The 24,654-nt window shown below is 29.7% G+C and carries 27 protein-coding genes; 21 read left to right on the plus strand and 6 right to left on the minus strand.

All coding sequences use genetic code 11. The features are described from left to right. Nucleotides 1–186: 186 nt before the first annotated feature. Nucleotides 187–999 (minus strand): hypothetical protein, encoded by an 813-nt coding sequence (locus ACWJKE_RS01665; RefSeq protein WP_462959112.1) that lies wholly within the window; start codon nt 997–999, stop codon nt 187–189. Nucleotides 1,000–1,293: 294 nt separating this feature from the next. Here ACWJKE_RS01665 and spoIIM point away from each other — a divergent pair, with 294 nt between their 5' ends. The 6 genes from spoIIM to scpB all read left to right on the plus strand — a co-directional run bounded on the left by spoIIM (nt 1,294) and on the right by scpB (nt 6,142). Further along, nucleotides 1,294–1,944, plus strand: coding sequence for a stage II sporulation protein M (spoIIM, locus tag ACWJKE_RS01670; protein WP_165412064.1), 651 nt, complete (start codon nt 1,294–1,296; stop codon nt 1,942–1,944). Then, nucleotides 1,941–2,168, plus strand: a complete 228-nt coding sequence (locus ACWJKE_RS01675) for an endonuclease III (RefSeq protein WP_220285920.1) — start codon at nt 1,941–1,943, stop codon at nt 2,166–2,168. Before spoIIM ends, ACWJKE_RS01675 begins: the two co-directional genes overlap by 4 nt. Nucleotides 2,169–2,211: 43 nt before the next feature. Continuing rightward, nucleotides 2,212–3,090 carry a tyrosine recombinase gene (locus ACWJKE_RS01680; RefSeq protein WP_165412063.1) on the plus strand — a complete coding sequence of 293 codons (879 nt, stop codon included), beginning with the start codon at nt 2,212–2,214 and terminating at the stop codon, nt 3,088–3,090. 225 nt (nt 3,091–3,315) lie between these two features. Further along, a complete protein-coding gene (locus ACWJKE_RS01685; protein WP_216302516.1) occupies nt 3,316–4,497 on the plus strand; it encodes a D-alanyl-D-alanine carboxypeptidase family protein in 1,182 nt (393 codons plus the stop codon). A 303-nt stretch (nt 4,498–4,800) separates the two neighbouring features. Then, nucleotides 4,801–5,556, plus strand: a complete 756-nt coding sequence (locus ACWJKE_RS01690) for a segregation/condensation protein A (protein WP_216302517.1) — start codon at nt 4,801–4,803, stop codon at nt 5,554–5,556. Continuing rightward, the gene (gene scpB / locus ACWJKE_RS01695) at nt 5,543–6,142 is read left to right on the plus strand and encodes an SMC-Scp complex subunit ScpB (protein ID WP_165412060.1); all 600 of its coding nucleotides are present in this window, start codon (nt 5,543–5,545) and stop codon (nt 6,140–6,142) included. The genes ACWJKE_RS01690 and scpB overlap by 14 nt, the downstream gene beginning before the upstream one ends. Before the next feature lie 123 nt (nt 6,143–6,265). Here the strand turns inward: scpB and ytfJ are convergent, their stop codons facing one another. Together ytfJ and ACWJKE_RS01705 are read right to left on the minus strand one after the other, a co-directional pair. Then, entirely contained in the window at nt 6,266–6,688 is a 423-nt protein-coding gene (ytfJ, locus tag ACWJKE_RS01700) for a GerW family sporulation protein (protein ID WP_462959113.1), read from the minus strand. Next, nucleotides 6,681–7,253, minus strand: a complete 573-nt coding sequence (locus ACWJKE_RS01705) for a DUF2953 domain-containing protein (protein ID WP_220285919.1) — start codon at nt 7,251–7,253, stop codon at nt 6,681–6,683. Before ACWJKE_RS01705 ends, ytfJ begins: the two co-directional genes overlap by 8 nt. Before the next feature lie 99 nt (nt 7,254–7,352). Between ACWJKE_RS01705 and ACWJKE_RS01710 the strand changes: the two genes are divergently transcribed. Continuing rightward, nucleotides 7,353–8,483 (plus strand): D-alanyl-D-alanine carboxypeptidase family protein, encoded by a 1,131-nt coding sequence (locus tag ACWJKE_RS01710; protein ID WP_462959114.1) that lies wholly within the window; start codon nt 7,353–7,355, stop codon nt 8,481–8,483. Nucleotides 8,484–8,775: 292 nt separating this feature from the next. Here the strand turns inward: ACWJKE_RS01710 and ACWJKE_RS01715 are convergent, their stop codons facing one another. Next, nucleotides 8,776–10,368, minus strand: coding sequence for a recombinase family protein (locus ACWJKE_RS01715; RefSeq protein WP_462959115.1), 1,593 nt, complete (start codon nt 10,366–10,368; stop codon nt 8,776–8,778). A 237-nt stretch (nt 10,369–10,605) separates the two neighbouring features. Between ACWJKE_RS01715 and ACWJKE_RS01720 the strand changes: the two genes are divergently transcribed. Further along, nucleotides 10,606–10,758 carry a hypothetical protein gene (locus ACWJKE_RS01720; protein WP_165414967.1) on the plus strand — a complete coding sequence of 51 codons (153 nt, stop codon included), beginning with the start codon at nt 10,606–10,608 and terminating at the stop codon, nt 10,756–10,758. A 212-nt stretch (nt 10,759–10,970) separates the two neighbouring features. Continuing rightward, nucleotides 10,971–13,289 carry an ATP-dependent Clp protease ATP-binding subunit gene (locus ACWJKE_RS01725; protein ID WP_462959116.1) on the plus strand — a complete coding sequence of 773 codons (2,319 nt, stop codon included), beginning with the start codon at nt 10,971–10,973 and terminating at the stop codon, nt 13,287–13,289. Between the two features lie 48 nt (nt 13,290–13,337). Here the strand turns inward: ACWJKE_RS01725 and ACWJKE_RS01730 are convergent, their stop codons facing one another. Then, nucleotides 13,338–14,024: a phosphatase PAP2 family protein gene (locus ACWJKE_RS01730; protein ID WP_220285916.1), complete on the minus strand. Its 687-nt coding sequence runs from the start codon at nt 14,022–14,024 to the stop codon at nt 13,338–13,340. Nucleotides 14,025–14,151: 127 nt separating this feature from the next. Here ACWJKE_RS01730 and ACWJKE_RS01735 point away from each other — a divergent pair, with 127 nt between their 5' ends. The 3 genes from ACWJKE_RS01735 to ACWJKE_RS01745 are packed head-to-tail and all read left to right on the plus strand — an operon-like array spanning nt 14,152 to nt 16,858. Beyond that, on the plus strand, nt 14,152–15,114 hold the full coding sequence (locus ACWJKE_RS01735) for a sulfide/dihydroorotate dehydrogenase-like FAD/NAD-binding protein (protein WP_216302523.1): 963 nt from the start codon (nt 14,152–14,154) through the stop codon (nt 15,112–15,114). Next, nucleotides 15,111–16,388 (plus strand): FAD-dependent oxidoreductase, encoded by a 1,278-nt coding sequence (locus ACWJKE_RS01740; protein WP_220285915.1) that lies wholly within the window; start codon nt 15,111–15,113, stop codon nt 16,386–16,388. Before ACWJKE_RS01735 ends, ACWJKE_RS01740 begins: the two co-directional genes overlap by 4 nt. 47 nt (nt 16,389–16,435) lie before the next feature. Next, the gene (locus ACWJKE_RS01745) at nt 16,436–16,858 is read left to right on the plus strand and encodes a putative ABC transporter permease (RefSeq protein ID WP_462959117.1); all 423 of its coding nucleotides are present in this window, start codon (nt 16,436–16,438) and stop codon (nt 16,856–16,858) included. Nucleotides 16,859–17,054: 196 nt separating this feature from the next. Here the strand turns inward: ACWJKE_RS01745 and ACWJKE_RS01750 are convergent, their stop codons facing one another. Continuing rightward, nucleotides 17,055–17,240, minus strand: coding sequence for a hypothetical protein (locus ACWJKE_RS01750; RefSeq protein ID WP_220285913.1), 186 nt, complete (start codon nt 17,238–17,240; stop codon nt 17,055–17,057). Between the two features lie 321 nt (nt 17,241–17,561). Between ACWJKE_RS01750 and ACWJKE_RS01755 the strand changes: the two genes are divergently transcribed. The 9 genes from ACWJKE_RS01755 (at nt 17,562) to rpoZ (ending at nt 24,653) form a co-directional block, all read left to right on the plus strand. Further along, nucleotides 17,562–17,705 carry a hypothetical protein gene (locus ACWJKE_RS01755; RefSeq protein WP_220285912.1) on the plus strand — a complete coding sequence of 48 codons (144 nt, stop codon included), beginning with the start codon at nt 17,562–17,564 and terminating at the stop codon, nt 17,703–17,705. A gap of 277 nt (nt 17,706–17,982) precedes the next feature. Continuing rightward, nucleotides 17,983–18,183 carry a hypothetical protein gene (locus tag ACWJKE_RS01760; protein ID WP_165413677.1) on the plus strand — a complete coding sequence of 67 codons (201 nt, stop codon included), beginning with the start codon at nt 17,983–17,985 and terminating at the stop codon, nt 18,181–18,183. Between the two features lie 256 nt (nt 18,184–18,439). Continuing rightward, entirely contained in the window at nt 18,440–19,435 is a 996-nt protein-coding gene (locus tag ACWJKE_RS01765) for an asparaginase (RefSeq protein ID WP_165413678.1), read from the plus strand. 149 nt (nt 19,436–19,584) lie between these two features. Further along, nucleotides 19,585–20,940, plus strand: coding sequence for an NCS2 family permease (locus tag ACWJKE_RS01770; RefSeq protein ID WP_165413679.1), 1,356 nt, complete (start codon nt 19,585–19,587; stop codon nt 20,938–20,940). A 231-nt stretch (nt 20,941–21,171) separates the two neighbouring features. Further along, nucleotides 21,172–22,326, plus strand: a complete 1,155-nt coding sequence (locus ACWJKE_RS01775; protein ID WP_462959118.1) for an aminotransferase class I/II-fold pyridoxal phosphate-dependent enzyme — start codon at nt 21,172–21,174, stop codon at nt 22,324–22,326. Nucleotides 22,327–22,665: 339 nt separating this feature from the next. Continuing rightward, complete coding sequence (locus ACWJKE_RS01780) at nt 22,666–23,544, plus strand: YicC/YloC family endoribonuclease (protein ID WP_165413680.1); 879 nt, start codon at nt 22,666–22,668, stop codon at nt 23,542–23,544. 14 nt (nt 23,545–23,558) lie between these two features. After that, nucleotides 23,559–23,831 (plus strand): extracellular matrix/biofilm regulator RemA, encoded by a 273-nt coding sequence (gene remA, locus ACWJKE_RS01785; protein ID WP_165413681.1) that lies wholly within the window; start codon nt 23,559–23,561, stop codon nt 23,829–23,831. Continuing rightward, nucleotides 23,831–24,442: a guanylate kinase gene (gmk, locus tag ACWJKE_RS01790; protein WP_165413682.1), complete on the plus strand. Its 612-nt coding sequence runs from the start codon at nt 23,831–23,833 to the stop codon at nt 24,440–24,442. The genes remA and gmk overlap by 1 nt, the downstream gene beginning before the upstream one ends. Further along, the gene (rpoZ, locus tag ACWJKE_RS01795) at nt 24,435–24,653 is read left to right on the plus strand and encodes a DNA-directed RNA polymerase subunit omega (RefSeq protein WP_165413683.1); all 219 of its coding nucleotides are present in this window, start codon (nt 24,435–24,437) and stop codon (nt 24,651–24,653) included. Before gmk ends, rpoZ begins: the two co-directional genes overlap by 8 nt. Nucleotide 24,654 lies beyond the last annotated feature (1 nt).

Here is a 24,654-nt window from a genome sequence, read left to right on the forward strand (position 1 = left end):
CAGACCGGTTTGTTTTTTATCGAAGTTAATTATTTAGTTAATATTGAGTTATAAACCAAAAACTAATAGACTTATTCATTTATTAAGTAAATGAATAAGTTTATTTTTATGGAAATAATTGATACTCATAAAATGTAGTAGATTAGCCAATAGTTTCATAGGGGATTTTGATATAGAAATATGAGTTTATTTTTTGAAAATCATACTTCTTATTATATAAATTATATTCGGAGAAGCGTATCCCATAGCTAAATAGGACTTTCCATATTCTAAAGCAAAAGTTAAACCCTCACTTTCTCCTGGGTTATTAAAATGATAAGTTGCAATTATTATACCTTCATAATTTAATATTGTAATCTTATTATTTGTATATAAATAAATGTATTTGCCATCTGTTTCTAAGCCTTGTGGAACACCTTGCGTAGCAATATTAAAAGTATTTATTACATTCATGTTGGCTAAGTTTATAATAGTAAATGTTGGATTACCAATATCGGCTCCACTTGAAATGGTATGGAGTATTAAATAATCATGGACATTATCTATAGCAAGTAAGGCTGATGTTCCCAAACGTTCATAGCTTAAATTACTTAATATTGTACTTGTAGTATAATCAACAACATAAATATGAGTTAAATTAGTTCCTCCACCATTAGCAATATAAATTTTGTTTGTTTTGGTTCTATATCCAAGTTCAGCACAATGGCCTACAGACATAGATGCTGTTTCACATATTTTCTTTCCTGACATATCATATTTAATTATTTTCCCGTTTCCAGCTCCTAAATCAAAGCCACAATAAAAATGTCCATCAAAAAATGTTAATCCTTGAAAATTTTTAGTGGATGGAATACGAAATAGTAATTCATATTGAAATTTTTCTGTTTTATTATTCGGAGATATTCTGTCATTTTTAATAGCAAATGTTAAATTATTATCGAAAGTATTAATAGATAAGGCCAAGGCACACACGCATAAGTATCTTCTATAAGTTTTCAATTTAATAACACCTACCTTTTATTTTATAGTATGTTTATAATCATAAATTTTAATGCTAGCGATTTCTGGGACATGGCAAAAAAATATTCATTTATGTAGTAAAGTAAATTAAATATGCATATAACCATCTTTGATATCATAAATATGAATTAAGTTATAATATTGCAGCACCGCAGGTGATAATTTAATTCATATAAGGGGAATTTTAGCATACATATAACGTAAGTGAATTTTAACAATATATTATGAATAGCTAAAAAACAAGCAGAATGATCAACAAAAGGGGGAAAAATTATGTCATCTAATACTTTAATGGGAAACATAAACAAACATATACAAGAAAATTTTTGGCTATATATTATAAGTATTCTTTGCGTATTTACAGGTATAATTTTAGGAATCTACAGTGTGAAGTACATGGGGGATTTTGAACGAAATGATTTAGTAAATTACTTGATGAATTTTATTGATCCTTCAAATACAAGTGGGATTAGTTATAAATTAATATTTTTACAATCGATTAAAAATAATCTGCCTGTGATTATTTTTCTTTGGTTTTTAGGTTTAACTATTGTCGGGATACCAATAATTATAATTATTGATTTATTGAAAGGATTTACAGTTGGATTTACCTTTAGCTTTATGATTAGCGGCCTAGGAAAGAATGGCATTGGTATAGCAATACTAGGGGTGATACCTCAGAATTTAATTTATATTCCATGCATTATTTTTGCATCTGTAGTATCAATGGAATTTTCTATAATGCTACTTAAGAGTAAGTTCAATAAACAATGGACAAGTAGTTTATCTAGCAGAATAATATATTATAGTGCAATATTCATTGTAATAATAATTTTCTTGTTTATAGGGATAATTATAGAATCTTATATTGCACCGCATTTTGTTAAAAATCTTATTAATAATTTGGGAGCAGTAAGCAAATGAAGCATAAGGATGTATTGCACTTTATAATGTTAACAATAAAATGTTTTGTGATTTTACTAGTAATTGGAATTTACTTGCCTAAAGCTGTGGATTACTTGCTTCAAAATTTAATTAATAATACAAAAATCTACAAAAATAGTGTTGTAGTTTACAAATTAGTTGATAATAATTATAAATTAATTTATAATTATATTCTTACATTTTATTTATTCTTTAGAGTATAATGTATGTATATATTAATATTCTCTATAATATGGGAGATACATTATGAATGATTTATTAAAAATCTATAGCGATAATTTAAAAAACAATAAACTAACGAGAAATACTATTGAAGCTTACACTCGAGATGTTAAACGTTTTATTGAATTTATGGAATATAAAAATGAAAGTATAAAAACGGTTGATTGTATAACAATAATGGCATATTCTGAGTATCTTAGAAAAGAAGGTCGTGCAAATAGTTCCATAGCAAGAAGTATAGTTTCCATCAGAAATTACTATAAATATCTTATTAAAAACGATTTTGCAGAACATGACCCAACAGCCTATTTTTCAATTGCAAAAATTAAACGAAATATACCTCAAATTCTATCTATCGAGGAGATAGATGAATTATTAAATCAACCAGAAGAGTCAACGATTAAAGGATGTAGAGATAAAGCAATGCTAGAATTAATGTATGCTACAGGCATAAAGGTTTCAGAACTTTTAAGTTTAACAACATATGATATTAATTTAGAATTGCTATACATAAGGTGCAATAATGGTAAGAAAAATGAAAGAATAATTCCTATTGGTACCCAGGCGGTTAGATGTCTATCGCAGTATTTAAAGACAAGATCTATTATAAACTTAAATAATTTAAGTTTACTCTTTTTAAATATAAAAGGGGATAAAATGACAAGGCAAGGCTATTGGAAAATTATTAAAGAGTATGCTAAAAAGACTAATATTAAAAAAGCTATAAATTCTTATACGATAAGACATTCATTTGCTGTGCATTTATTGCAAAATGGCGCTGGTATAGCCTCAGTTCAAGAACTATTAGGTCATAATAGTATGTCTACAACTCAAATTTACTCAACTATAGTTAAAAAGAGCAAAATTGCTGAAATTTATAAGAATACTCATCCTAGAGCATAAGATAAATGATTTAACTACAATGTAGAATTTAAATAGAATATAGAAAAATCCGCTTTCACTAATTATGAAGGCGGGTTTTTATTTTTGTTTTTAACTATAATAATTTTTTTATTTTATTATAAATAAATAGTGATAATATTAATGCAAATTGGTAAAAATAATGTTATGAATTTTAATCAACGCAGACATTTTTGTCTAGCGAAAAGTAATAAGAGGAGGATACATATGAAAAGGAACTTTAGGAACGTATTATGTTTAATTTTAACGTTGATTTTTACAACACAGTTTTTCTGTCTGCCAGCTAAGGCAGAAGGAGAAAATAAGGATGATAAAGGAATTGTAGTAGAAGCAAAGTCAGCACTACTAATGGAACCATCCACTGGCAAAATAATATATGAAAAAAATTCTCATGAGAGATTTGCACCAGCATCAGTAACTAAAATAATGACTATGTTATTAGCTATGGAGGCCATAGATTCTGGTAAGATTAAATTACAAGATAAGATAACCGTAAGTGAAAACTCGAAAAAAATGGGTGGAAGTAGTATGATTCTTGAAACTGGTGAAATTAGAACTGTGGAAGAAATTTTAAAAGGGATTGCCATTGCATCAGGAAATGATGCAGCAGTGGCAATGGCAGAATATCTAGGTGGCAGTGAAGGTGCTTTTGTAAATATGATGAATGAAAGAGCAAAAAGTCTTAATATGAAAGATACTGCTTTCAAAAACTGCACTGGTCTAAGTGCAGTAGGGCATTTTACAACTGCCTATGATATTTCAATTATGTCTAGAGCGCTATTAAAACATCCTAAAATATTAAAATATTCAGGAACCTACATGGAAACTATTTCTGAGGGCAGAAAGTCACCTATAGGTCTTGTAAATCATAATAAGCTTGTTAGATTCTTTGCTGGATGTGATGGACTCAAGACTGGATTTACAAATGAGGCAATGTATTGTATGTCTGCGACTGCAACACGAAGCAATGTAAGGATGCTTGCAATAATTATGGGTGCGCCAACTTACACAAAAAGAAATAGAGATGCTAGCATGTTAATGAATTACGGATTTACAAAATTTGAGACGAAAAAAGTAATAGCAAAAGATCAAGGATTAGAAAAAGTAATTTTAAATAAGAAAGGTGATAAGTTCCTAATAGCTAAAGCACATAAAGATTTCCTTATAACCCTTGAAAAAGGTAATAAAAATAAAATAACTAAAAAATTTGTTATGAAGGAAGGTTTGAAAGAGTATAAAAAGGATGTCGCAATTGGATTTTGTGAAATATATGTCGATAATAAGTTAAGTGGTAAGATTGTTATTTACAGCGATAGGGATATAAAAAAATCTAGAGTGTGGGATAATATTAAAAATAACTTTACAGACTTATTTGATAAGGCGATTTAACAAAACTTTATAGTAGTGTTTACAGATTTATGTAGATATAAAAATATAGCTTCTGGGCAATAAATTATTTGCTTAGAAGCTAAGTTTTTATAAAATATTATACTTTAGGAATTAAAATGTCAGACTTAATTGGGAATATTATAAATATTAAAGGACTTGAAAAGTGTAATATGAAATAAAACAAGCTAGTAAATTGACTAGTTATTTTTCCAAAGATGAATTATACTTAGAATAGACTTGATATAAAGAAATCAAAGTAAAACTTATATTTCTTTAAAATTATTTATTTAGGAGAGAGTGTACATGCCATTAAGTATAAAGGTAACTAATTTTGAAGGCCCATTTGACTTGTTATTACATCTTATTAAGAAAAATGAGATGAACATATATGATATCAATATTGTTGAAATCACAAATCAGTATTTGGGGTGTCTTAAAAGTATGAAGGAAATGGATTTAGAGGTGACATCAGAATTCATAGTTATAGCCGCAACTTTAATTGAAATTAAATCGAAATATTTGTTGCCTAAAAATAAAGAGGATCATAGCGAAGAAGAAGAAATTGATGTAGAAAAGGAATTGCTAAATAAATTGATAGAATATAGAAAATATAAAACTATAGCTGAAAATTTAAAGGTGTTGGAACAGGGTACAGGTATAATGATTAGTAAAAAACCAGAAATAATTGAAGAGGATAATGAAAACACTAAGGAAATGGATTTTTTGAAAAATATCACAATGCTTGATTTGTACAATTCATACAATAATTTAATGCAAGTATATATAAATAAAATGAATACTGATAATATTATAAATAAAAAAATCCTATTAGATGAATATAAAATAGAAGATAAAATGGAGGAATTAAAAAGAGAGCTTGAATGTTTTGGAAAAATTCATTTTACAAAGTTAATATATGGATATTCATCAAAATTAGAAATTATTGTTACGTTTCTAGCATTACTTGAGCTTATAAAGATTAGAAGTGTGATAGTAATTCAAGAAAGTAATTTTAAAGATATATATTTAGAAAGGGTAAATGAATATGAACGAATTTAACACTAAACAATTAGAGATTGAAGAGGTTTCTACTAAAAATATATATTTTTCTATTATAGAATCATTGCTGTTTGTTGCCGGTGAATCATTAAAGCTAACTGAAATAGCAAATATATTAGAATGTAGCATTGGTTTCACAAGAGAATTAACAAATGAATTAAGAGCAAAATATGAAGAAGAGCAAAGAGGAATTAAAATTATAGTAACTAATGATGAATACCAATTTGTTACAAAATCTTGCAATAGTGAATATGTACAAAAGCTATTAAAGACAAGTATTAGACAATCTTTATCTCAAGCGTCTATTGAAACTTTAGCAATAATTGCGTACAAGCAACCCATAACCAGAGTGGAAATCGAGGAGATAAGAGGAGTTAAGAGCGATAGAGCAATTTATACATTGTCAGATAAAAAATTAATTAAAGAAACTGGACGAAAAAATGTTCCGGGAAGACCAATTATTTATGCAACCACGGATGAATTTCTTAAACATTTTGATTTTCAGAGTCTAAATGAAATGCCTTCTTTAGAGGAGATTAACAAAGAAAAAGTACAACAAAATATTGATAGCAATCAAACTGAGTAGATATTTTTTGAAGGCAACTGATGTATACACTTATTAACCCCACTATAATAAAATTTCCAGTGGAAAATTCTTATTATGGTGGGGTTAATATTTTTAATATATAATTTGAACAATTAAGAGAAGTTATTCAGCATACTTATCGCTATCTTGGCATTCTGTATTCTTATCACAACTATCTTTAAACATACCCTTAATAATATCGATAACCTGCGGTACAGTATCAACGATTTTATCATATGTATTTTGCTGATCTACAGGCAATAGTCTTACTGAATCGTTTTTAACAACTAAAAATGCAACGGGCTTAACAGTGACTCCAGCTCCAGAACCACCACCAAAAGGATAGTTATTACTTGAGTCAGAAGACGTAACACTATTGAATTCACTACCTCCAGATGCAAAACCAAAACATACTCTTGAAATAGGGATAATTGTAGTCCCATCTAATGATTGGATAGGTTCTCCTACAATGGTATTCACATCTATCATATCTTTAATGCTTTCCATCGTGCTCCTCATCAAATTCTCAATTGGATGATTATCCATGTATATTTCCTCCTTTATATTTTTTTATATTCATTTTGTTATGTTTTATGGTTATAAGGCAAATTAACATAATAAATGCTATATAAGTAATTTTTGCTAAATTGACGTAAATTATACTCGAAATTTCCATAACAAAATCATTTTTTTTAAAATGAGGGTTAACTTTAAGATCAATATTTTTAACTTTTACAAAATCTGTTAATATTAAATACAAAAAACTATAAGTTGAATGAATTAAGCCAAATAAAATAGCGACCAATGCAGCATCATCAAATCCATATTCTAGTTTAGTATTTAAAGTTAATGTTGGTTTGAATTTTAATTTCTTAATTTTATAGGTAATTAATTTTATATCGCTTAAAATTAAAGACTTAAAGAAATTTTCTTTTAGGCTACCTTTTAAATCATTTTTATTACCATTTTTTAAAACTTTTTTAACCTTTAATTTCTTATTATAAATGTAAATTCCCAAAATTTTATTTGAGTACTTAAGGGTTATTTTTAAATGGATTGGAAATAATATAATTATTATAGTTAAAAGAAATACTATTATACATTTAAACATCTTAACCTCCCAATCTATCTAATAACTGGTATTATGTCCAATAATTTATAAAAATATCAACTTGTGTATATAATATTCAAATTTAAGAGAGGTGAAATAATGAGAAAAAATTTTAAAGTATATTTATCATTATGTTTAAGTTTGTTTTTTCTATTTTCGTCATTTGTTGAAAATGTTTTTGCAGAGGATTTATATGTTAATGCTATAAGTGCTATAGCAATAGATGCTGATTCGAAAATTGTTTTATATGAAAAAAATGCATATACACCAATTGAAATTGCAAGTACTACAAAAATACTAACGGCGCTTGTAGCAATAAAATGTGGAGATTTAAACAAGAAAATAATTGTATCAGAGAAAGCAGCATCTATACGCGGTTCAGAAATAGGATTAAAAAAAGGCGAGGAAGTAACCTTAAAAGAATTGTTGTATGGGCTCTTGTTGAGATCTGGAAATGACGCCGCAATTGCAATTGCTGAAGGAATTAGTGGAAGTGTTGATGAGTTTTCAAAGCTTATGAATGAGTATGCTTTAGAAATTGGATTATTGAATAGCAACTTTGAGTCACCTCACGGGTTAGACAGTGCAAATCACTATTCTACAGCGTATGATTTAGCTTTAGTTACTGCAAAGGCAAAAGAAATTAAATTTTTTAATGATATAGTAGGATCTAAAGATGTGGATGGTAAACAGAATAACTTTACTAGAAGTTACCACAATATAAATAAAATTTTATATCTTTTACCAAATTCAACAGGAGTAAAAACAGGATCTACTGGAAAGGCAGGTAAATGTTTAGTAACTTCTGTTAAAATTCAAAATAGAGATGTTATTATAATTACACTAAATTGTACACCTAGATGGAAGGAAACTGAGAAAATAAGTAAGTATGTTGAAAAAAATTATGAATACAAAAAAATAATCAGTAAAAATGACATTTTAGAACATCTAAGCATAAAAGACGGAGTGGGTAATGTTGAAATAGTAAGTAAAAGAGATATTATAATTCCAGTAAAAAACAATCAAAAAATAGAAGTCAAAATTAGAAAGCCACTAAATGAGATTCATGCCCCAATACATGAAGGGGAAGAGGTTGGTAGGATAGATGTATATGCAAATAATAAACTCTTATTTACAGAAGCCTTAGTGGCTAAAAATTCTATAAAAAAGAAAAATAAGGTTAGACAAGAATTTGATAAAATTAAAAATTTAATTATACCTAACAAATAAGAGAGAATATAAGTCTCTCTCTTATTTGTTAGAAAACTTTAACAGTGTACAAATACAATTTTTGGTTATTTTTCTAGGTGATTCATTGATAATAATGATTTATATAATTTAGATTTTTCTAATATGTGGCAATGATTAATTATGAATATTAAATTTAAGTTGTAACAAATTTCACAATTTCAAATATTTTAATAGTATAGTACTTTAGGAGGTTAGAATGATGAGTTATGAACCCTACGATTGCATTGATGTAGGAAGTGAATTTTGTCCTTGCCACACTAAACTGCGATAATCAGTTTAGTGTTTTAATTTTTACAATGCCTCTAGCGCCATCCCAGTATATTGAGTTTACAATATTATCAATTAATAAGCGTTTGTTATTAAAATCTAAGATATCCATTATTGATGAAAAGCTATTTGAAGAATTTAAAAATTTATCTACAATCGGATTATTATTTTTAAATTTATAGGAAGTAGAGGCTAAGTCTTTATATTTAACACTTAATTTTTCTAATTCAATTCCTAATTTGTAAATTTGAGGCCTTATATATTTGGATATTTCATTGTCCAAAGATAATTGATTTACTAGAATATCTATTTGATCTTGTTTTATATTTATTTGTGATGATAAACTCTCTATTTCAGATTGTACCAAATTAGTTTTTGATAGTTCGGATTTTATTTTATTTAACTCCTCTAATAAAATATTTCTTGAAATTGTGATATTTTTTAAATTATCTATAACTACCTTTTCGAGTTCATCTACGCGTACATTAGGATTATTACATCGCTCGCCTTTTGAATAATCTTTAGTACTACAAACATAATACTGGATTTTTTTATTAGTTGTTGCACTAATATGACCATGTTTAACAATCATACTTTTACCACATTTAGAACATTTTAAAATTCCGGTAAGTAATGCTGCTGCAGAGGTTCCGAGCCGTGGTGCCTTGTTTTTATTATCATCTAATATTTGTTGAACCTTAAGCCAATTGAAAGCATCAATAATTCCTTCGTGTTTAGAAATAGCAGCTATCCATTCAGTTATATCTCGTTTAATCCTAGCACCTTTACTCTTATTATAAGTTATAATACCTTGTTTATCATTAGCTTTTCCCATTACATTCATGCCAATAAGCTGAAGGTGATTCATAACAGCTTCATTTGCTCTAACGTAAAGGGGGTTTCTTAATATAAGTTGAATCCTTTTCTTATTAAAGTCAGCGCCGTTTTTTGTTTTAATATTCTTTTTAAAGATGAAAATAAAAACCTGGCTAATAGATTTATACTGTAGATATTTATCATAAATAATTTTTACTACATCTAATTCCTTTTTTATGGGTGATAATGTATACATAGATTTTTCTCTAAAGTCACCATCCAAATAGGATAGTTTTCTACTTTCATACCCCAAAGGGGTTTGACCTCCTAACCATCTTCCACTTTTAGCGAGTTCTAACATATTGTCACGAACCCTTTCACCAATAGTTTCACGTTCTAGCTGCGCAAAAACAGATGCAATATACATCATGGCACGGCCCATAGGGGTTGATGTATCAAACTGTTCATTAACACTTATAAAGCTAATGTGTAAACTATCTAATTCATTTATAAGAGTAGTAAAATCAGAGATATTCCTACTAATTCTATCCAGTCTATAACAAATTAGTACATGAAATTTTTTTTCCCTTGCATCAATGAGCATTTTTTGAAACTGAGGCCTTTTGATATTTTTTCCTGAAAAACCTTCGTCCTCATATATTATAAATTTTTCGATTTCTAAATGATTGCATTCATGTTTACATAATTCAATTTGGTTAATTATCGATTCGCCTTTTCCTGTGATTTTTGATTTTCTGGAGTATATAGCGGCAATTTTCAATTTATTACTCCTTAATAATTGATTTATAAAATTTATAAAAGCTTATATAAGCATTATAAATAATTATGATATATTCTATAAACTATAATTTCTTCACAAAATAAAGATATGTATTTTAGAAAAATAATATTACGTAATCATGTATATAATTAAATATATATAGGTATATACATGATTACGTAACACTAAGGTTAAAGATGCATACTATAATATAATAGTTTATTTGGAGGATTATAAATGAAAGTTAATTCTACAATTGTTTTAGAATTAAATAAAAAAGAAGTAGAACTCTTGGATGAGCAGTATACAAGGACTGTTGCGAAAATAATAGCTTCAGAGCTTACGTTACAAGAAATGAACGAATTAATAGAAAAGTTAATGATTAGCTAAGATATTTCAAATTGCAGGAAAAACAGCACTACAATAAAAAGGAATATATGTATAATAGTAGAATAAAATAGAAAAGTAAAAGAGTTAAAATAATAAGGAGCAGTTATTCTATTAATGAGAAATAAACAATCAGAATATATCGAACAAATTCTATTGAAAGATGATATACTGTTATAATATTGTATACAACATAAAATATGGAGATGATTTATATGAAGTTATGTGAAATATGTAAAAAAAATATTGCAATGATATTAACATCAAGAATTGAGAATGGAAAAACCGAAACTATAGGATTATGCATAGAGTGTGCTAAAAAAAGGGGTATTCCAGTTATGGATCAATTAGTGCAACAAGCTGGATTATCCTCAGAGGATATTGAAAACTTAAATGAACAAATGGGTAATATGTTCAAAAATATGAATTTAGAGGATATAGATCTTGAGGATTTAAATGCTCCCAATATGGATATTGAGAATGGTGATAAAAAAAAGACCATTGGTAATATTTTTAATGGATTATTTTCACCTGTTGATGAAAATAGTGATTTTATAGAGGATGAAGGTCAAATCTCATCAAAGATTAAAGAAACAGCTGAAGATAAATCAAAAAAGAATTGGTTTAAAAAGAAGCGAAAGAATTTAGATACATATGGTATAAATCTAACTAACAAAGCAAATCAAAATGGCGTTGACAAGGTTGTTGGACGGGATAAAGAAATCGATAGAGTGGTACAGATTTTAAATAGGAGAAGTAAAAATAATCCAATATTAATTGGAGAAGCAGGTGTTGGTAAAACAGCTATTGCAGAAGGGTTAGCTGTAAGAATTGTAGAAAAACAAGTTCCAGAAAAATTATTTAATGCGGAAGTTTACCTGCTTGATTTAACTGCGGTGGTTGCAGGTACACAATTTAGAGGGCAATTTGAAAGCCGCATGAAGTCAATTATTGAAGAAGCTAAGGAAAATTCAAATATAATATTAGTTATTGATGAGGTGCACAATATTATGGGTGCTGGTGAGGTTCAGGGGGGTGCAATGAATGCAGCAAATATTTTGAAGCCAGCTTTGGCCAAGGGGGAAATACAAGTTATTGGAGTTACTACATTGGAGGAATATAGAAAATATATAGAAAAAGACGCAGCACTCGCGAGAAGATTTCAGCCAGTCCTAGTTGAGGAACCTAGTATAGCTGAGACAATAGAAATTTTAAAAGGAATAAGAGGCTACTATGAAGAATACCATAAAGTTAAAATATCTGATGAAGTAATTGAAGAAGTTGTAAATTTATCTGAAAGATACATAACAGAAAGATTTCTGCCAGATAAAGCCATTGATGTTATTGATGAGGCCGGTTCTAGAGCTAATTTAAAAAATAAAGGTCTTGTCGAACTTGCAGAATTAAAAGAGGAGTCAGAAAAAATTCAAAATGGAAAGAAGGAAGCTGAGGTTGCCGGAAATTTTGAAAAGGCTGCAGAATATAGGATGAAGCTATGCAAAGTAAAAGAAGATATTAACGAAACTCAAGAAAAATATAGTGATGTTCAAATTACTCTAGAGGATATTGCTTTTGTGATTGAGTCATGGACTAGAATTCCAATTAAAAAAATTACAGAAAAAGAAGCGAAAAAGCTATTAAATTTGGAAGGTAGGCTACACAAACGAGTTATAGGTCAAAATGAAGCTATTATAAGCTTATCTAGAGCAATTAGGCGGAATCGTTCCGGATTTAGAAAAAAGAAAAAGCCATCTTCTTTTATTTTTGTAGGACCAACAGGAGTTGGAAAAACAGAGCTAGTTAAAGCACTATCTTGTGAGCTTTTTGGAAGTGAGGAGTCATTAATTCGTATAGATATGTCTGAATACATGGAAAAACATACAGTTTCGAAGCTAATTGGTGCACCACCAGGGTATATAGGATATGATCAGGGTGGACAATTAACTGAAAAAGTCAGAAGAAAGCCATATTCAGTGATTCTTTTGGATGAAATTGAAAAGGCTCATCCGGATGTATTTAATATGCTGCTTCAAATTCTTGAAGATGGAATACTAACAGATAGTCAAGGCAGAACTGTTTCCTTTGAAAACACTGTAATAATAATGACGTCTAATGCAGGTACTAAGTTTAATTCAGGTAATATTGGTTTTGTTCAAGGTGATTATGATATCTTAGAATCACGTGTAAAGGACGCTTTAAAAGAAACATTTAGACCAGAATTTTTAAATAGAGTAGATGAGATTATTGTATTTACCACTCTTAAAAAGGAAGAGCTACGTAAAATAGTAGATTTAATGATGATGGAAGTAATAGGAGAGGTAAAGGAAAAGAAAATTACAGTGCATGTTTCAGAAGATGTAAAGGACTTTATATTAGAAAAAGGATACGATGATAAATACGGTGCAAGGCCACTTCGAAGAACTATTCAAAAATACATTGAAGATGAAATTGCAGAGCATTATCTTGAGAATAAATTTAGTGAAGGATCAAATATATCCATAGAATTAAAAGATGACAAAATTGTTATAATATAAAGTTAAAAAGCTGCTGAAAATTATTCAGCAGCTTTTGATTTAGCAGTATTATTGTTCAATATCTTGTTTTGTGAAGGTATAAACTTTTTTGGAATTATAAAGGTTGTAATGTTCTTCTACATAAATGATTGAAGTGAATATCACATTACATAAGAATATTGCGAAAAAAATATCCATTATTACGTGTTGTTTAACAAATTCAGTGGATATAATAATGAGAAATCCTAAGATATTAACTGGAATTTTAATACGTTTTCTAGCATTAGCAGCGTTAATCCCTTTAACAGCTAGGTATGCAGTAATTACATGGATGCTTGGAAAACAATTATATGGTCCATCAGAATTATAGGTAAATAAAATCAGCTTCGAGAATATATCATCCCCTGTAACAATAGGCCTTGGAACAGTTGTTTGAAAAAAGTAATAAGTGACAAAAGCAACAACATAACATAGGACTAAAGTAAGCATAATCCTATAATAAACTTTTCTGTTCTTAAAGCATAAATAAATAAAACAAAATGCTAAGAAAAACCACAAAGTCATATAAGGTATTATAAAAATTTTTATAAGTGGTAAAGATCTATCTAAATCAGTAGTTAGATCATAAACTCCTCTTTGAGTATTATTTAATGTCCAATAGAATAAATTGGAAAAAGGAACAGAACCAATAAGTAATAATGGCAATAATTTTTTTAAAAGAGCTTTCAAATAATCAGTCCTTTCTTCAATGACCATTTTAACGGAAAATAACAATAATTTCAATGATTTTTGTAAAAAGTTTTTATGAATATTATGTAATTAATATGAAAATTAAGTGATTGTATGTATATAAGTATAGACTTGATTAAAAGAATATCGTAGTTTGGCGTCTCAACCATGTCCTTGCCATCTGGCAGAAACAGGGGACTGCATATTATGTTCACAGCTAGCAGGTAAAGATTTCTGCGACTGCTGCAACTTTAATGGGGTATGTATATATCAAGAATATGTTTCAAACAATTTTAAAGCTAAAGAGGGTAGGAAATATTATCATTGTAAAATATTAGAAAAAAATAAATTAGAGGACAATGTTATTATACTTACAGTAGGTGCAAGTGATAAATTGGTAAGTGAATTAGTTTATGCGGGAAGTTATATTTTTGCACGAAGACCAGATACAGAAACGAGGTTTGATACGCCAATATCAATATTGGATACTGATACCAGAAATAATACTATAACTATTGCTATAGAACTTAAGGGGACTAAAACCAAAGCATTAGATTTGTTAAAGCTAGGGGAAGAGTTGCTTGTAAAAGGGCCATTTTGGAATGGTACTTTAGGACTAAAAAACATATATAAAGTTAAAAATAGTATATGCTTAATTGTAGCACGAGGTATAGGGCAGGCACCTATGATACCAGTACTTAAATATTTGCATGCAAATAATAATGAAAATATAGTTGTGCTTGATAATTCCCCTTATAAAAATAGTTTTGTGAGTGAGTATTTAGAAAAGTATGCTTCAAAAGTTATACAGTGCAATACTATAGAGAATGGAAGAGTAACAGATGAATTTAATAATATATTAAATGATTTGATTAGTAATAATAACATTAGTTTAGTTCACTGTGATGCTGCAGATGTTTTAAATTATGAATTGATGAAGGTCGTAGAGGATATGGACAAAAACATTAAATATTCTTGTTGTAATAATGCCAAAATGTGCTGTGGAGAAGGTGTGTGTGGCTGTTGCACAAGAATAAATAACGACCTTAAATTAAGGCGGCTCTGCAAAATGCAGACAGAACCTAAATATGTATTAGAAGGGAGGAGAATATTTTGAAGGTTATCGTAATTGGTGGTGGGTGGTCTGGTTGCAGCGCGGCAATAATAGCAAAAAAAGCAGGAGCTACGGTTGCGTTATATGAAAAAACAGATATGCTCTTAGGACTTGGCAATGTAGGCGGTATAATGAGAAATAATGGAAGGTATACTGCGGCAGAAGAAATGATAGCGCTTGGGGCAGGAGATTTAATACATTTGACTGATGAAAACACTAGACATAAAAATATTGATTTTCCGGGGCATAAACATGCCTGGCTTTACGATGTAAACAAGATCGAACCAGCAGTGGTAAAATATTTAAAAGCTATGGATATAGAATTAAACATGATAACAAGAGTGGTAGATGTTGAAAAAGAAGGCAATAGAATAAAAGGAATATATCTATCAGACGGGGAATATGTTGAGGCAGATGTATTTATAGAAACTACAGGTTCAACAGGGCCAATGGGTAACTGCTTAAAATATGGAAATGGATGTTCAATGTGTATTTTAAGATGTCCAGCTTTTGGGCCAAGGGTAAGCATAAGCTACAGAGCAGGAGTTGAAGACTTAAAAGGAGAAAGACAAGAAGACGTATATGGAGCTTTTAGCGGCTCGTGTAAACTAGCTAAGGATTCTTTAGCCGATGACGTTGTAAAACAACTAGATGAAGCAGGAGTGGTTGTTTTGAAGATTCCAGAAGAAGATATAAATTTAGAAAAACTTAAATTAAAGGTATGTCAGCAGTATGCCCTTAAAGAATTTGCAGAAAATGTAATTTTATTAGATACAGGTCATGTAAAGCTTATGACTTCATATTATCCATTAGATAAGTTAAGAAAAATTAAAGGACTTGAAAATGCAAAATATATAGATCCATATGCAGGGGGAAAGGGAAACTCTATAAGGTATCTATCAGTAGCTCCAAGGACAAATAGTATGAAGGTTATAGGCCTGGATAATTTGTTCTGTGCAGGCGAGAAGTCTGGATTATTTGTAGGTCACACAGAAGCAATGATAACAGGGGCTTTAGCCGGACACAATGCCATAAGAAATTATATAGGAATGCCTCTTTTGATGTTGCCAAGGTCCCTTGCCGTTGGAGACATAATGGCCTATGCGAATGAAAAAATGAAATCTAAAGAAGGAAGAAGAAACAGATATACTTTTGCGGGAGCGGGGTATTTTAAGAGAATGCAAGAACTTGGACTTTATACTTTAGATATAGATGAAATTAAGGGGAAAGTAGAAAAACTAAATTTAACTAATATATTTAATGAAAAACTTATATAAAAGAGGGTTAGTAGTATATTTTACAAGGTAATACACACAATATTCTCATGTGGAAAAGATTTATTATATACGGATTTTTAGGGCTTTTAGCAGAGATTTTGTGGAATGGGTTTGGAGCAATGATTAAGGGCGATGTATTACTTAGGGGCACTACCTGTATCTGGATGTTTCCTATATATGGGCTTGCTGTATTTCTTGAACCTGTGCATTATAGGATAAAACATCTTCCGCTTATTGTGAGGGGAGGCATATATATGGTCCTTATATTTGCAGTAGAATTAATTAGCGGACTACTGCTTAGGGCGTTTTTAGGTGAGTGTCCATGGAACTATGTAAATAAAAAAAATTCAATATGTGGGATAATTACATTAGGTTATGCACCGGTATGGATGGCCTACGGAATTATGTTTGAAAAAACACATGATGTTATAGTACGCATTGAAAATAGTCTCAGTGGTAATGAAAATTAGGTTTAGATTAGGTCTTAAAAATTATAAAAACTTGATGACGTAGGTTTAATGTAACAAGTACATTAAACTTACTTCATCAAGTTTTTGTTTATTATATAGGAAACAGCTTGCGGAACTGAAATGATGCATTAATAGAAATATTTGCTTTTTTCTTTTTTATTACGATTTTACTGTTAATATAATTTGAGATTGTAATTTAAAAATAAATGTATAGCATTTTATAAGTATAGTAAAGTAATAACATAGCTAGAATACCCACTATAATCCAAAAAACAGCTAGTTTATAATCGTTTTTTTTTACCTTTGGAGTGAAAACATCAACAATATTATTAAGTGGTTTATTAATTTCTTCATGTATAATTTTTTTTAAGTCATTGCCCATTTAATACACCTCATTAATCAATTACTTATTTATATATATTATCTACATATAAATTAATATTCCATTTGCGAATAATTCTATGATTATTATAAATTTTACCATTCAATTGTGGAAATAAACTAAAATAATTGATTGTAAAACTAAAACTTTAACATATATGAAAATAAATTCTAAGTAAAGATGCTGGGTATAATAAATATTATATTGAGGAAAATAATAAAGTGAATGTAAAGAATTTTAAAACAAATCAAGTTATTGAGGTAAAAGTTTCAAACTTTATTTAAAAGCGGAACATAATTAAATTTGAAGGGAGTTTTAACGATGCCTGATCATCAACATGTTGGAGGTAGTAAAAATAGTAATATTGATGTTAAACGTGACGATATCAATAGACCTAAGAAAAGCAAAGGGGATAAGAAAAAACCACCTTTGTATGAAAATTTCAATGGAAAAACCCTTGATTAGATTATAAAACATGTGGCTAGTATTGCGTGCCTAAATCAAATGAATACATGTGGCTTAGATTATATTAGATATATGAAGGAGGTTAATAATATGCAAAAAGGCAAAAAAAGTGAAGTTAATGGTCAAGAAATTAATATTGGGACTAAAAGAACAGATGCTAGCGATAAGCAGAAAGGTGTGAAGAAAGAAAAAAGTAATTAAAATAAATTTTCATACTAAAAGCTACAGTTTTTTTAGTTTAAAGTCTTAACTATAAAAAGAAAAGGAGTGTGATTTAATGATAAGTAAAATAGAGGATTTTATAAGTGAAGGTTATAAAATAATGAAGTTTGAACGTGATATTGATAAAGTTACTGGTCAAGAGGTAGGGAAGATTGAAGTTAAGGCGTTAGACGGATATAGGCAGTATATAACCTTAGATGATAATTGTGCCGATGAAATAGAAAAAAAATTATTTGAATATTTAAAAAGTAAATAGTATGGTTCTCTAGCTACCAAATCCATAAACGATTATGTAGTAATAAATTATGTATAATGAAAATGATGTTAATAAGATATGCTTATAACTATAAGCATATCTTATTTTTTTGTTAGACCGGCAGGTGAGTATGCAAATACACGAAAAATTCATTTGCTAATATTTGTGTGATAAGCTATTTAAGGTTATAATTATTTTACAGTTTAAAAATAAACAAAAAAATATCTGTTTTTAATAAGGGTAGGAGGAATTTTAATTGAAAAAAGTTGTGGTTATTTTTAATGGAGGAACAATCTCTATGACGGTTGACCAAAGAATAAAGGCTGCGGTTCCAACGCTAAGTGGAGAAGAAATAATGTCTATGGTTACGGGAATTGAAAATTATGCAGAAATAGAATCACATACTTTTTCAAATTTACCGGGACCTCATGTGACACCGGAACTAATGATGGATTTATCTAAATATATACAAAGTTTTTTATGTAGAGACGATATATGTGGGGTTGTAGTTACTCATGGTACAGATTCACTTGAGGAAACAGCGTATCTGTTACACCTAACTATTGATAATCCAAAGCCTGTAATTGTTACAGGATCAATGAGAAATAGTTCGGAGCTTGGATATGATGGCCCAGCAAATTTATCAGCTTCCATCTGTACCGCTATTTCGGAAGATGCACGTAATAGGGGCGTATTAGTATGTTTAAATGACGAACTTAATTGTGCTGGAGAGGTTACTAAATCACATTCAATGCACTTAAATACTTTTCAGAGCCCAGAGTTTGGACCAATAGGGATTATAGATAATAATGAAGCAATATTCTATAGGGAAAGTTTAAAAAAAGAACATATTATAACAGAAAAAATAGAAACTAGAGTAGATTTAATAAAAGCTTGTGCTGGGATGGATTCGAAATTAATTGACTTTTGTGTGCAGCAAGGGGCAAGAGGGATTGTTATTGAAGCTATGGGAAGAGGAAATATTCCACCTAAAATGGCGGATGGAGTAAAATCAGCTATAGAAAATGGAGTGACAGTAGTTATGGTATCTAGATGTTTTAAAGGACGAGTATTAGATTCTTATGGATATCCAGGTGGTGGAAAAGAACTTAGGAATGATGGTGTGATTTTTGGAGATAGCCTGCCAGGCCAAAAAGCTAGAATTAAACTTATGCTTGCACTTGCAAGTACAACAAGGAGAGAAGAAATTAAATGTATATTTGAAAGCGGTCGGTACAAAAGCCGAATTTAAAAAACAAATTAAGCTTAAATATTCGTGATGGTATTGACGTACATGCCTATTTTTGTTATTATGTTTGTATAAAAGTAAAATAACCACTATGGTTTATTAATAACCATAGTGGTTTTATTTTGTATTGCAAACACATGGAGGGAAACTAAATGGAATATTTTAAATTGAAAGAAAACGGAAGTGACGTAAAAAAGGAAGTTATTGGAGGGATAACTACATTTTTAACCATGGCATACATTATTGCGGTTAATGCAAACACATTAGGTAATCCTGGTGTAGGAATGCCTGTACCCGCTATAGTAACAGTAACTTGTTTAACAGCGGCTTTCGCTACTATATTTATGGGGTTATATGCTAACTTGCCCTTTGCTTTAGCACCAGGAATGGGATTAAATGCATTCTTTGCATATACTGTAGTAATAGGAATGAAAGTTCCGTGGCAAGTAGCATTAGCAGCTGTCTTTGTAGAAGGAATTATTTTTATTATATTATCATTAACTAATGTTCGCGAAGCTGTAGTTAATGCTATACCAACAACTTTAAAATTGGCAGTTACCGCAGGTATTGGACTTTTCATTGCATTTATTGGTTTTGTAGATGCTGGTATTGTAGTTACTAATAAAGCAACAAAGGTTTCTATGGGTAGTTTTAGAAGTCCTACAGTATTAATAACTGTAATAGGAGTAATTATAATAGTGGTGTTGTCTAAAAAGAAAGTTAAAGGGGCTATATTATGGGGAATAGTTGCAAGTACAGTATTGGCCTGGTTATTTGCAATAATATTACCAGAAGCTGCAGCAACTTATAAAATAGGTACACCACAAGGTATATTTAAATTTGAATCAATAAAACCAATTGCAGGTAAACTAGATTTTTCATACTTAACTGATACAACTAGAATATTGGGATTTATGACAATAGTCTTAACGTTTTTATTTGTTGACTTTTTTGATACTGTAGGAACTTTAGTAGGAGTTGCTTCAAAGGTTGGAATGCTTGATAAAGATGGTAAGGTAAAAAATGCTGGACGTGCGTTACTAGTAGATGCCGTTGGTACTACTGTGGGAGCTTTCCTTGGTACATCAACTGTAACCACTTTTGTAGAAAGCTCAGCGGGAGTTGCAGAAGGTGCTAGGACTGGACTCGCTTCCGTTGTAACAGGAATATTATTTTTAATAGCAATGTTCTTTTCACCTTTGTTCATTGCAATACCATCATGTGCAACTGCACCTGCTTTGATAATTGTAGGATTCTTTATGATGGAGAATATAGTTAAAATAGATTTCAGTGATTTTACAGAGGGAGTTCCTGCTTTCCTAACAATCGCATTAATGCCTTTGACTTATAGTATTGGAGATGGTTTAACTATAGGTATTCTTTCTTATGCGGTGTTAAACCTAGTAAACAATATATTTACTAGGGATGCTAGTAAAAAGAAGAAGGTTTCAGTTGTAATTTATATCTTAGCAGTATTGTTTATTATCAAATTAATTGTAACTGGTTAAATTATCTGTAAAGCAGTAATAATATGTGTATTATGAATATACTAGAGCATGATAGTATAACTTATCGTGCTTTAGTATATTTTTTAACGAAAATTTAGAAGTCATTAATATTGTAGTTTTGAATATAATAAATAACTTCGACAGTGATTTAACGCGGATAAGTAAAATAACTGTAACAAGGTTAGTGCCGCCCGAATAACATAATAAAAGAAATATATAAAGGGTGATATTATGAAAATAAATAATAGACTATCCAATGTTTATGAATATCATTTTAAAAAGATTAACGATAAAAAAAATGAAGCTTTGCTGAATGGGAAAAAAATTATTGACCTTAGTATAGGGGATCCAGATTTAACAGTTCATTCAAAAATTACCGATGCCTTAATAGAGGGATTAAAGGATGATAGATATAATAATTACCCTCCCTACGATGGGTTAATGGAACTTAAAAAAGCAGTTATAAGGTACTATAATCAGGTTTACAGCGTAAGTCTAAGTTTGGATGAAGTAATAATTCTTATAGGATCAAAAGAAGGTATAAGCAATATAATACCAGCTGTATGTGATATAGGGGATTGTGTAATAGTGCCTGAGCCTGCATATCCTGTTTACAGTACTTGTTCAAAACTCTGGGGTTGCGTGCCATATACTGTAGCCCTAACACAAAACAATGGATATATGATGAATCTTGAGGTCATCCCCGAAGAAATTATTAAAAAATGTAAGCTTATTTTTATAAATTATCCCAATAATCCAACAGGTGCAGTAGCGAGTTCTGAGTTCTATAAGAGGATTATAAAGTTTTCTTATGATAATAATATTGTTTTATGCAATGATTCAGCATATAATGAAATAATTCAAGTAAATAAAAAAAATATAAGTCTTATGCAATATGATTTAAAAAGGAAATGCGTAGAGTTTGGAACTTTATCTAAAACTTACAATATGACAGGGTATAGAATAGGGTATGCTGTAGGTAATGCTAAGGTAATAAACTCTCTTTTAAAGATAAAAAGCAATTGTGACTCTGGTCAATTTATTCCAATTCAAAAGGCTGCTATTGCTGCTCTTAATTTAGAACGTGATTATATTCATAATACAAGAAAAATATATGATGAAAGACGTGAAGTTGCTAAAAGTGTTTTGCTACAAAAGAATGTTGATTTTTTTGATGCAGAGGGCACTTTTTATTTGTGGTGCAAAACACCTAAAAATTATACAACAAATGAGTATTGTGAAGAATTATTGGAGAATTATGGGATTGTGGTTACGCCTGGAAATGTATTTGGAAAACTTGGATACGATTATTTCCGTATAGCATTGACTAAAGATAAGCTTATTATTGAAAAAGCTTTAAAATCTCTAAAAAAATGTGGTGATTAATATTATTATTGGTATAATATAAATTATATAGGAAATATTTTAATATAAGGATGAGCTGTTTTTAAAATAAGTCGATTTATAATTTGATAACATTTCAGAAGGAAAATATCCTACTTATATAAGTGGGAGGTACATACTATAACAAAGAGAAAACTTCAGTAGAAGTATAAATTCCCTTCTGAATTCGTTAATATTGAATCACTTAAGTGAGAATTTAAAAGTATTTTTTTATATGAAAATCGTAATAAAGTGAGAACTTATAATTTTAGCTTGAAACTTAGGTGATAGTTTATGTATAATTATAAAGATTCACAATGAACATTGGAAGGATGCGTTGTTATGATTAGGAGTATGACTGGGTTTGGAAGAGGAAGTTGTGAAAAAGATGGTAAAAGCTTTACCATAGAGATTAAAAGTGTCAATCATAGATATTTCGAAACTAATATAAGAATGCCTAGAGTATTAATAGCGTTTGAGGATAAAATTCGGAAGATAATTGGTGAAAAAGTAAAAAGGGGAAAGCTTGATGTTTTTGTAACTCAAGGGAATTATGATAAGGAAGATGTTGAGGCTTATTTGAATGAAAAATTAGCTGAAAGCTATATAAACTGCTTTCGAACATTAAAAGATAAATATAATCTGGATGGCGACATTCTAGTTGACACAATAGCTAGATTGCCGGAGGTAATAACTCTTAAACAAAAGGAAGAAGAGGGTTCAGAAACTTTTGATCAGATTGAACAATCACTAAAAAAAGCTCTTGAAGCTCTTCTTTTTATGAGAGAAAGAGAAGGCCAAAAATTATTAGCGGATGTTATCATTAAATGTGATTTAATCAATGGGTTAGTTGAAAAAGTCAAGGAAAGAGCACCGTTTATTGTTTGTGAGTATAAAGAAAAACTAGTTCAAAAACTAAATGCTTTGCATAAAGAAGTAGGGTTTGATGAGAATAGAGTTGCCATGGAAGTTGCGATTTTTGCTGACAAAGCTGGAATTGATGAAGAAATTGTAAGATTAAATAGTCATATAGAGCAAATGAAGGAAACTTTAATTTTAGACGAACCAATTGGCAGAAAGCTTGATTTCATTATTCAAGAAATGAATAGAGAAACTAACACTATAGCATCAAAAGCAAATGATTTAGAAATTTTAAATACAGTAATTAATATGAAAAGCGAAATAGAAAAAATTAGAGAACAAATACAAAACATAGAATAAACAGGAGGCACACGATGAGTATAAAATTGATAAACATAGGTTTTGGGAACATTGTTTCAGCAAACAGATTAGTAGCCATAGTTAGTCCTGAATCGGCTCCAATTAAAAGAATAATTCAGGAAGCGAGAGATAGAGGTATGCTAATTGACGCCACTTATGGAAGAAGAACCAGAGCAGTTATTATAACTGATAGTGATCATGTTATTCTATCAGCTGTTCAACCTGAAACTGTTGCGCATAGGTTATCTGTTAAAGATGATGAAAGGTTAGACGAGGTTGATGAATAATGAGGAGTAAAGGACAGCTAATTGTTATTTCAGGCCCTTCTGGTGCTGGTAAAGGGACTGTATGCAAGGCGCTTCTCGAAAAAAACAATTTTTGGATTTCGGTCTCTGCGACTACAAGAAGCCCAAGAAGCGATGAAATAGAAGGAATAAACTATTATTTCATAACTAAAGAGAAATTCCTAGAAAAAATCGCATTAGAAGATTTTCTTGAATACGCAGAGGTTTATGGAAATTGTTATGGTACTCCTAAATCTGAAGTTCTAAAAATATTAGATGGCGGTAGGGATGTAATACTAGAAATAGATATTCAAGGCGCACTTAAGGTGAAAAGGGCTTATCCAAGCGGTTTATTTATTTTCATTCTTCCACCGTCTATGGAGGAATTGAAAAATAGAATTACAAATAGGGGCAGTGAAACGCCAGAGTCCTTAATTACTAGATTTACATCGGCGCATGAAGAAATTAGTTTTGTATCAAAATATGATTATGCAGTTGTAAATGACACTGTAGATAATGCTTGTGAAAAAATTCAAAGCATTGTAATTGCAGAAAGATGTAGAGTCGATAGAATGAATGGAGATTTTCTAAAGGAGGAAATTAGTAATGAATAATTCAATGATTAACCCATCAATAGTAAATTTATTAGAAAAAGTAGATAATAGGTATTCGTTAGTTGTAGCAACATCAAAAAGAGCAAGACAAATAATAGAAGGTCAAAGCCCACTTGTACAGGTAGATTCCACAAAGCCAGTTACTATATCTATACATGAAATTTATGAAGGAGCTATTGTGGCGATGACAACAAAAGAAGGAATAAAATAGT

The sequence above is a fragment of the Clostridium sp. CM036 genome (assembly GCF_055081135.1).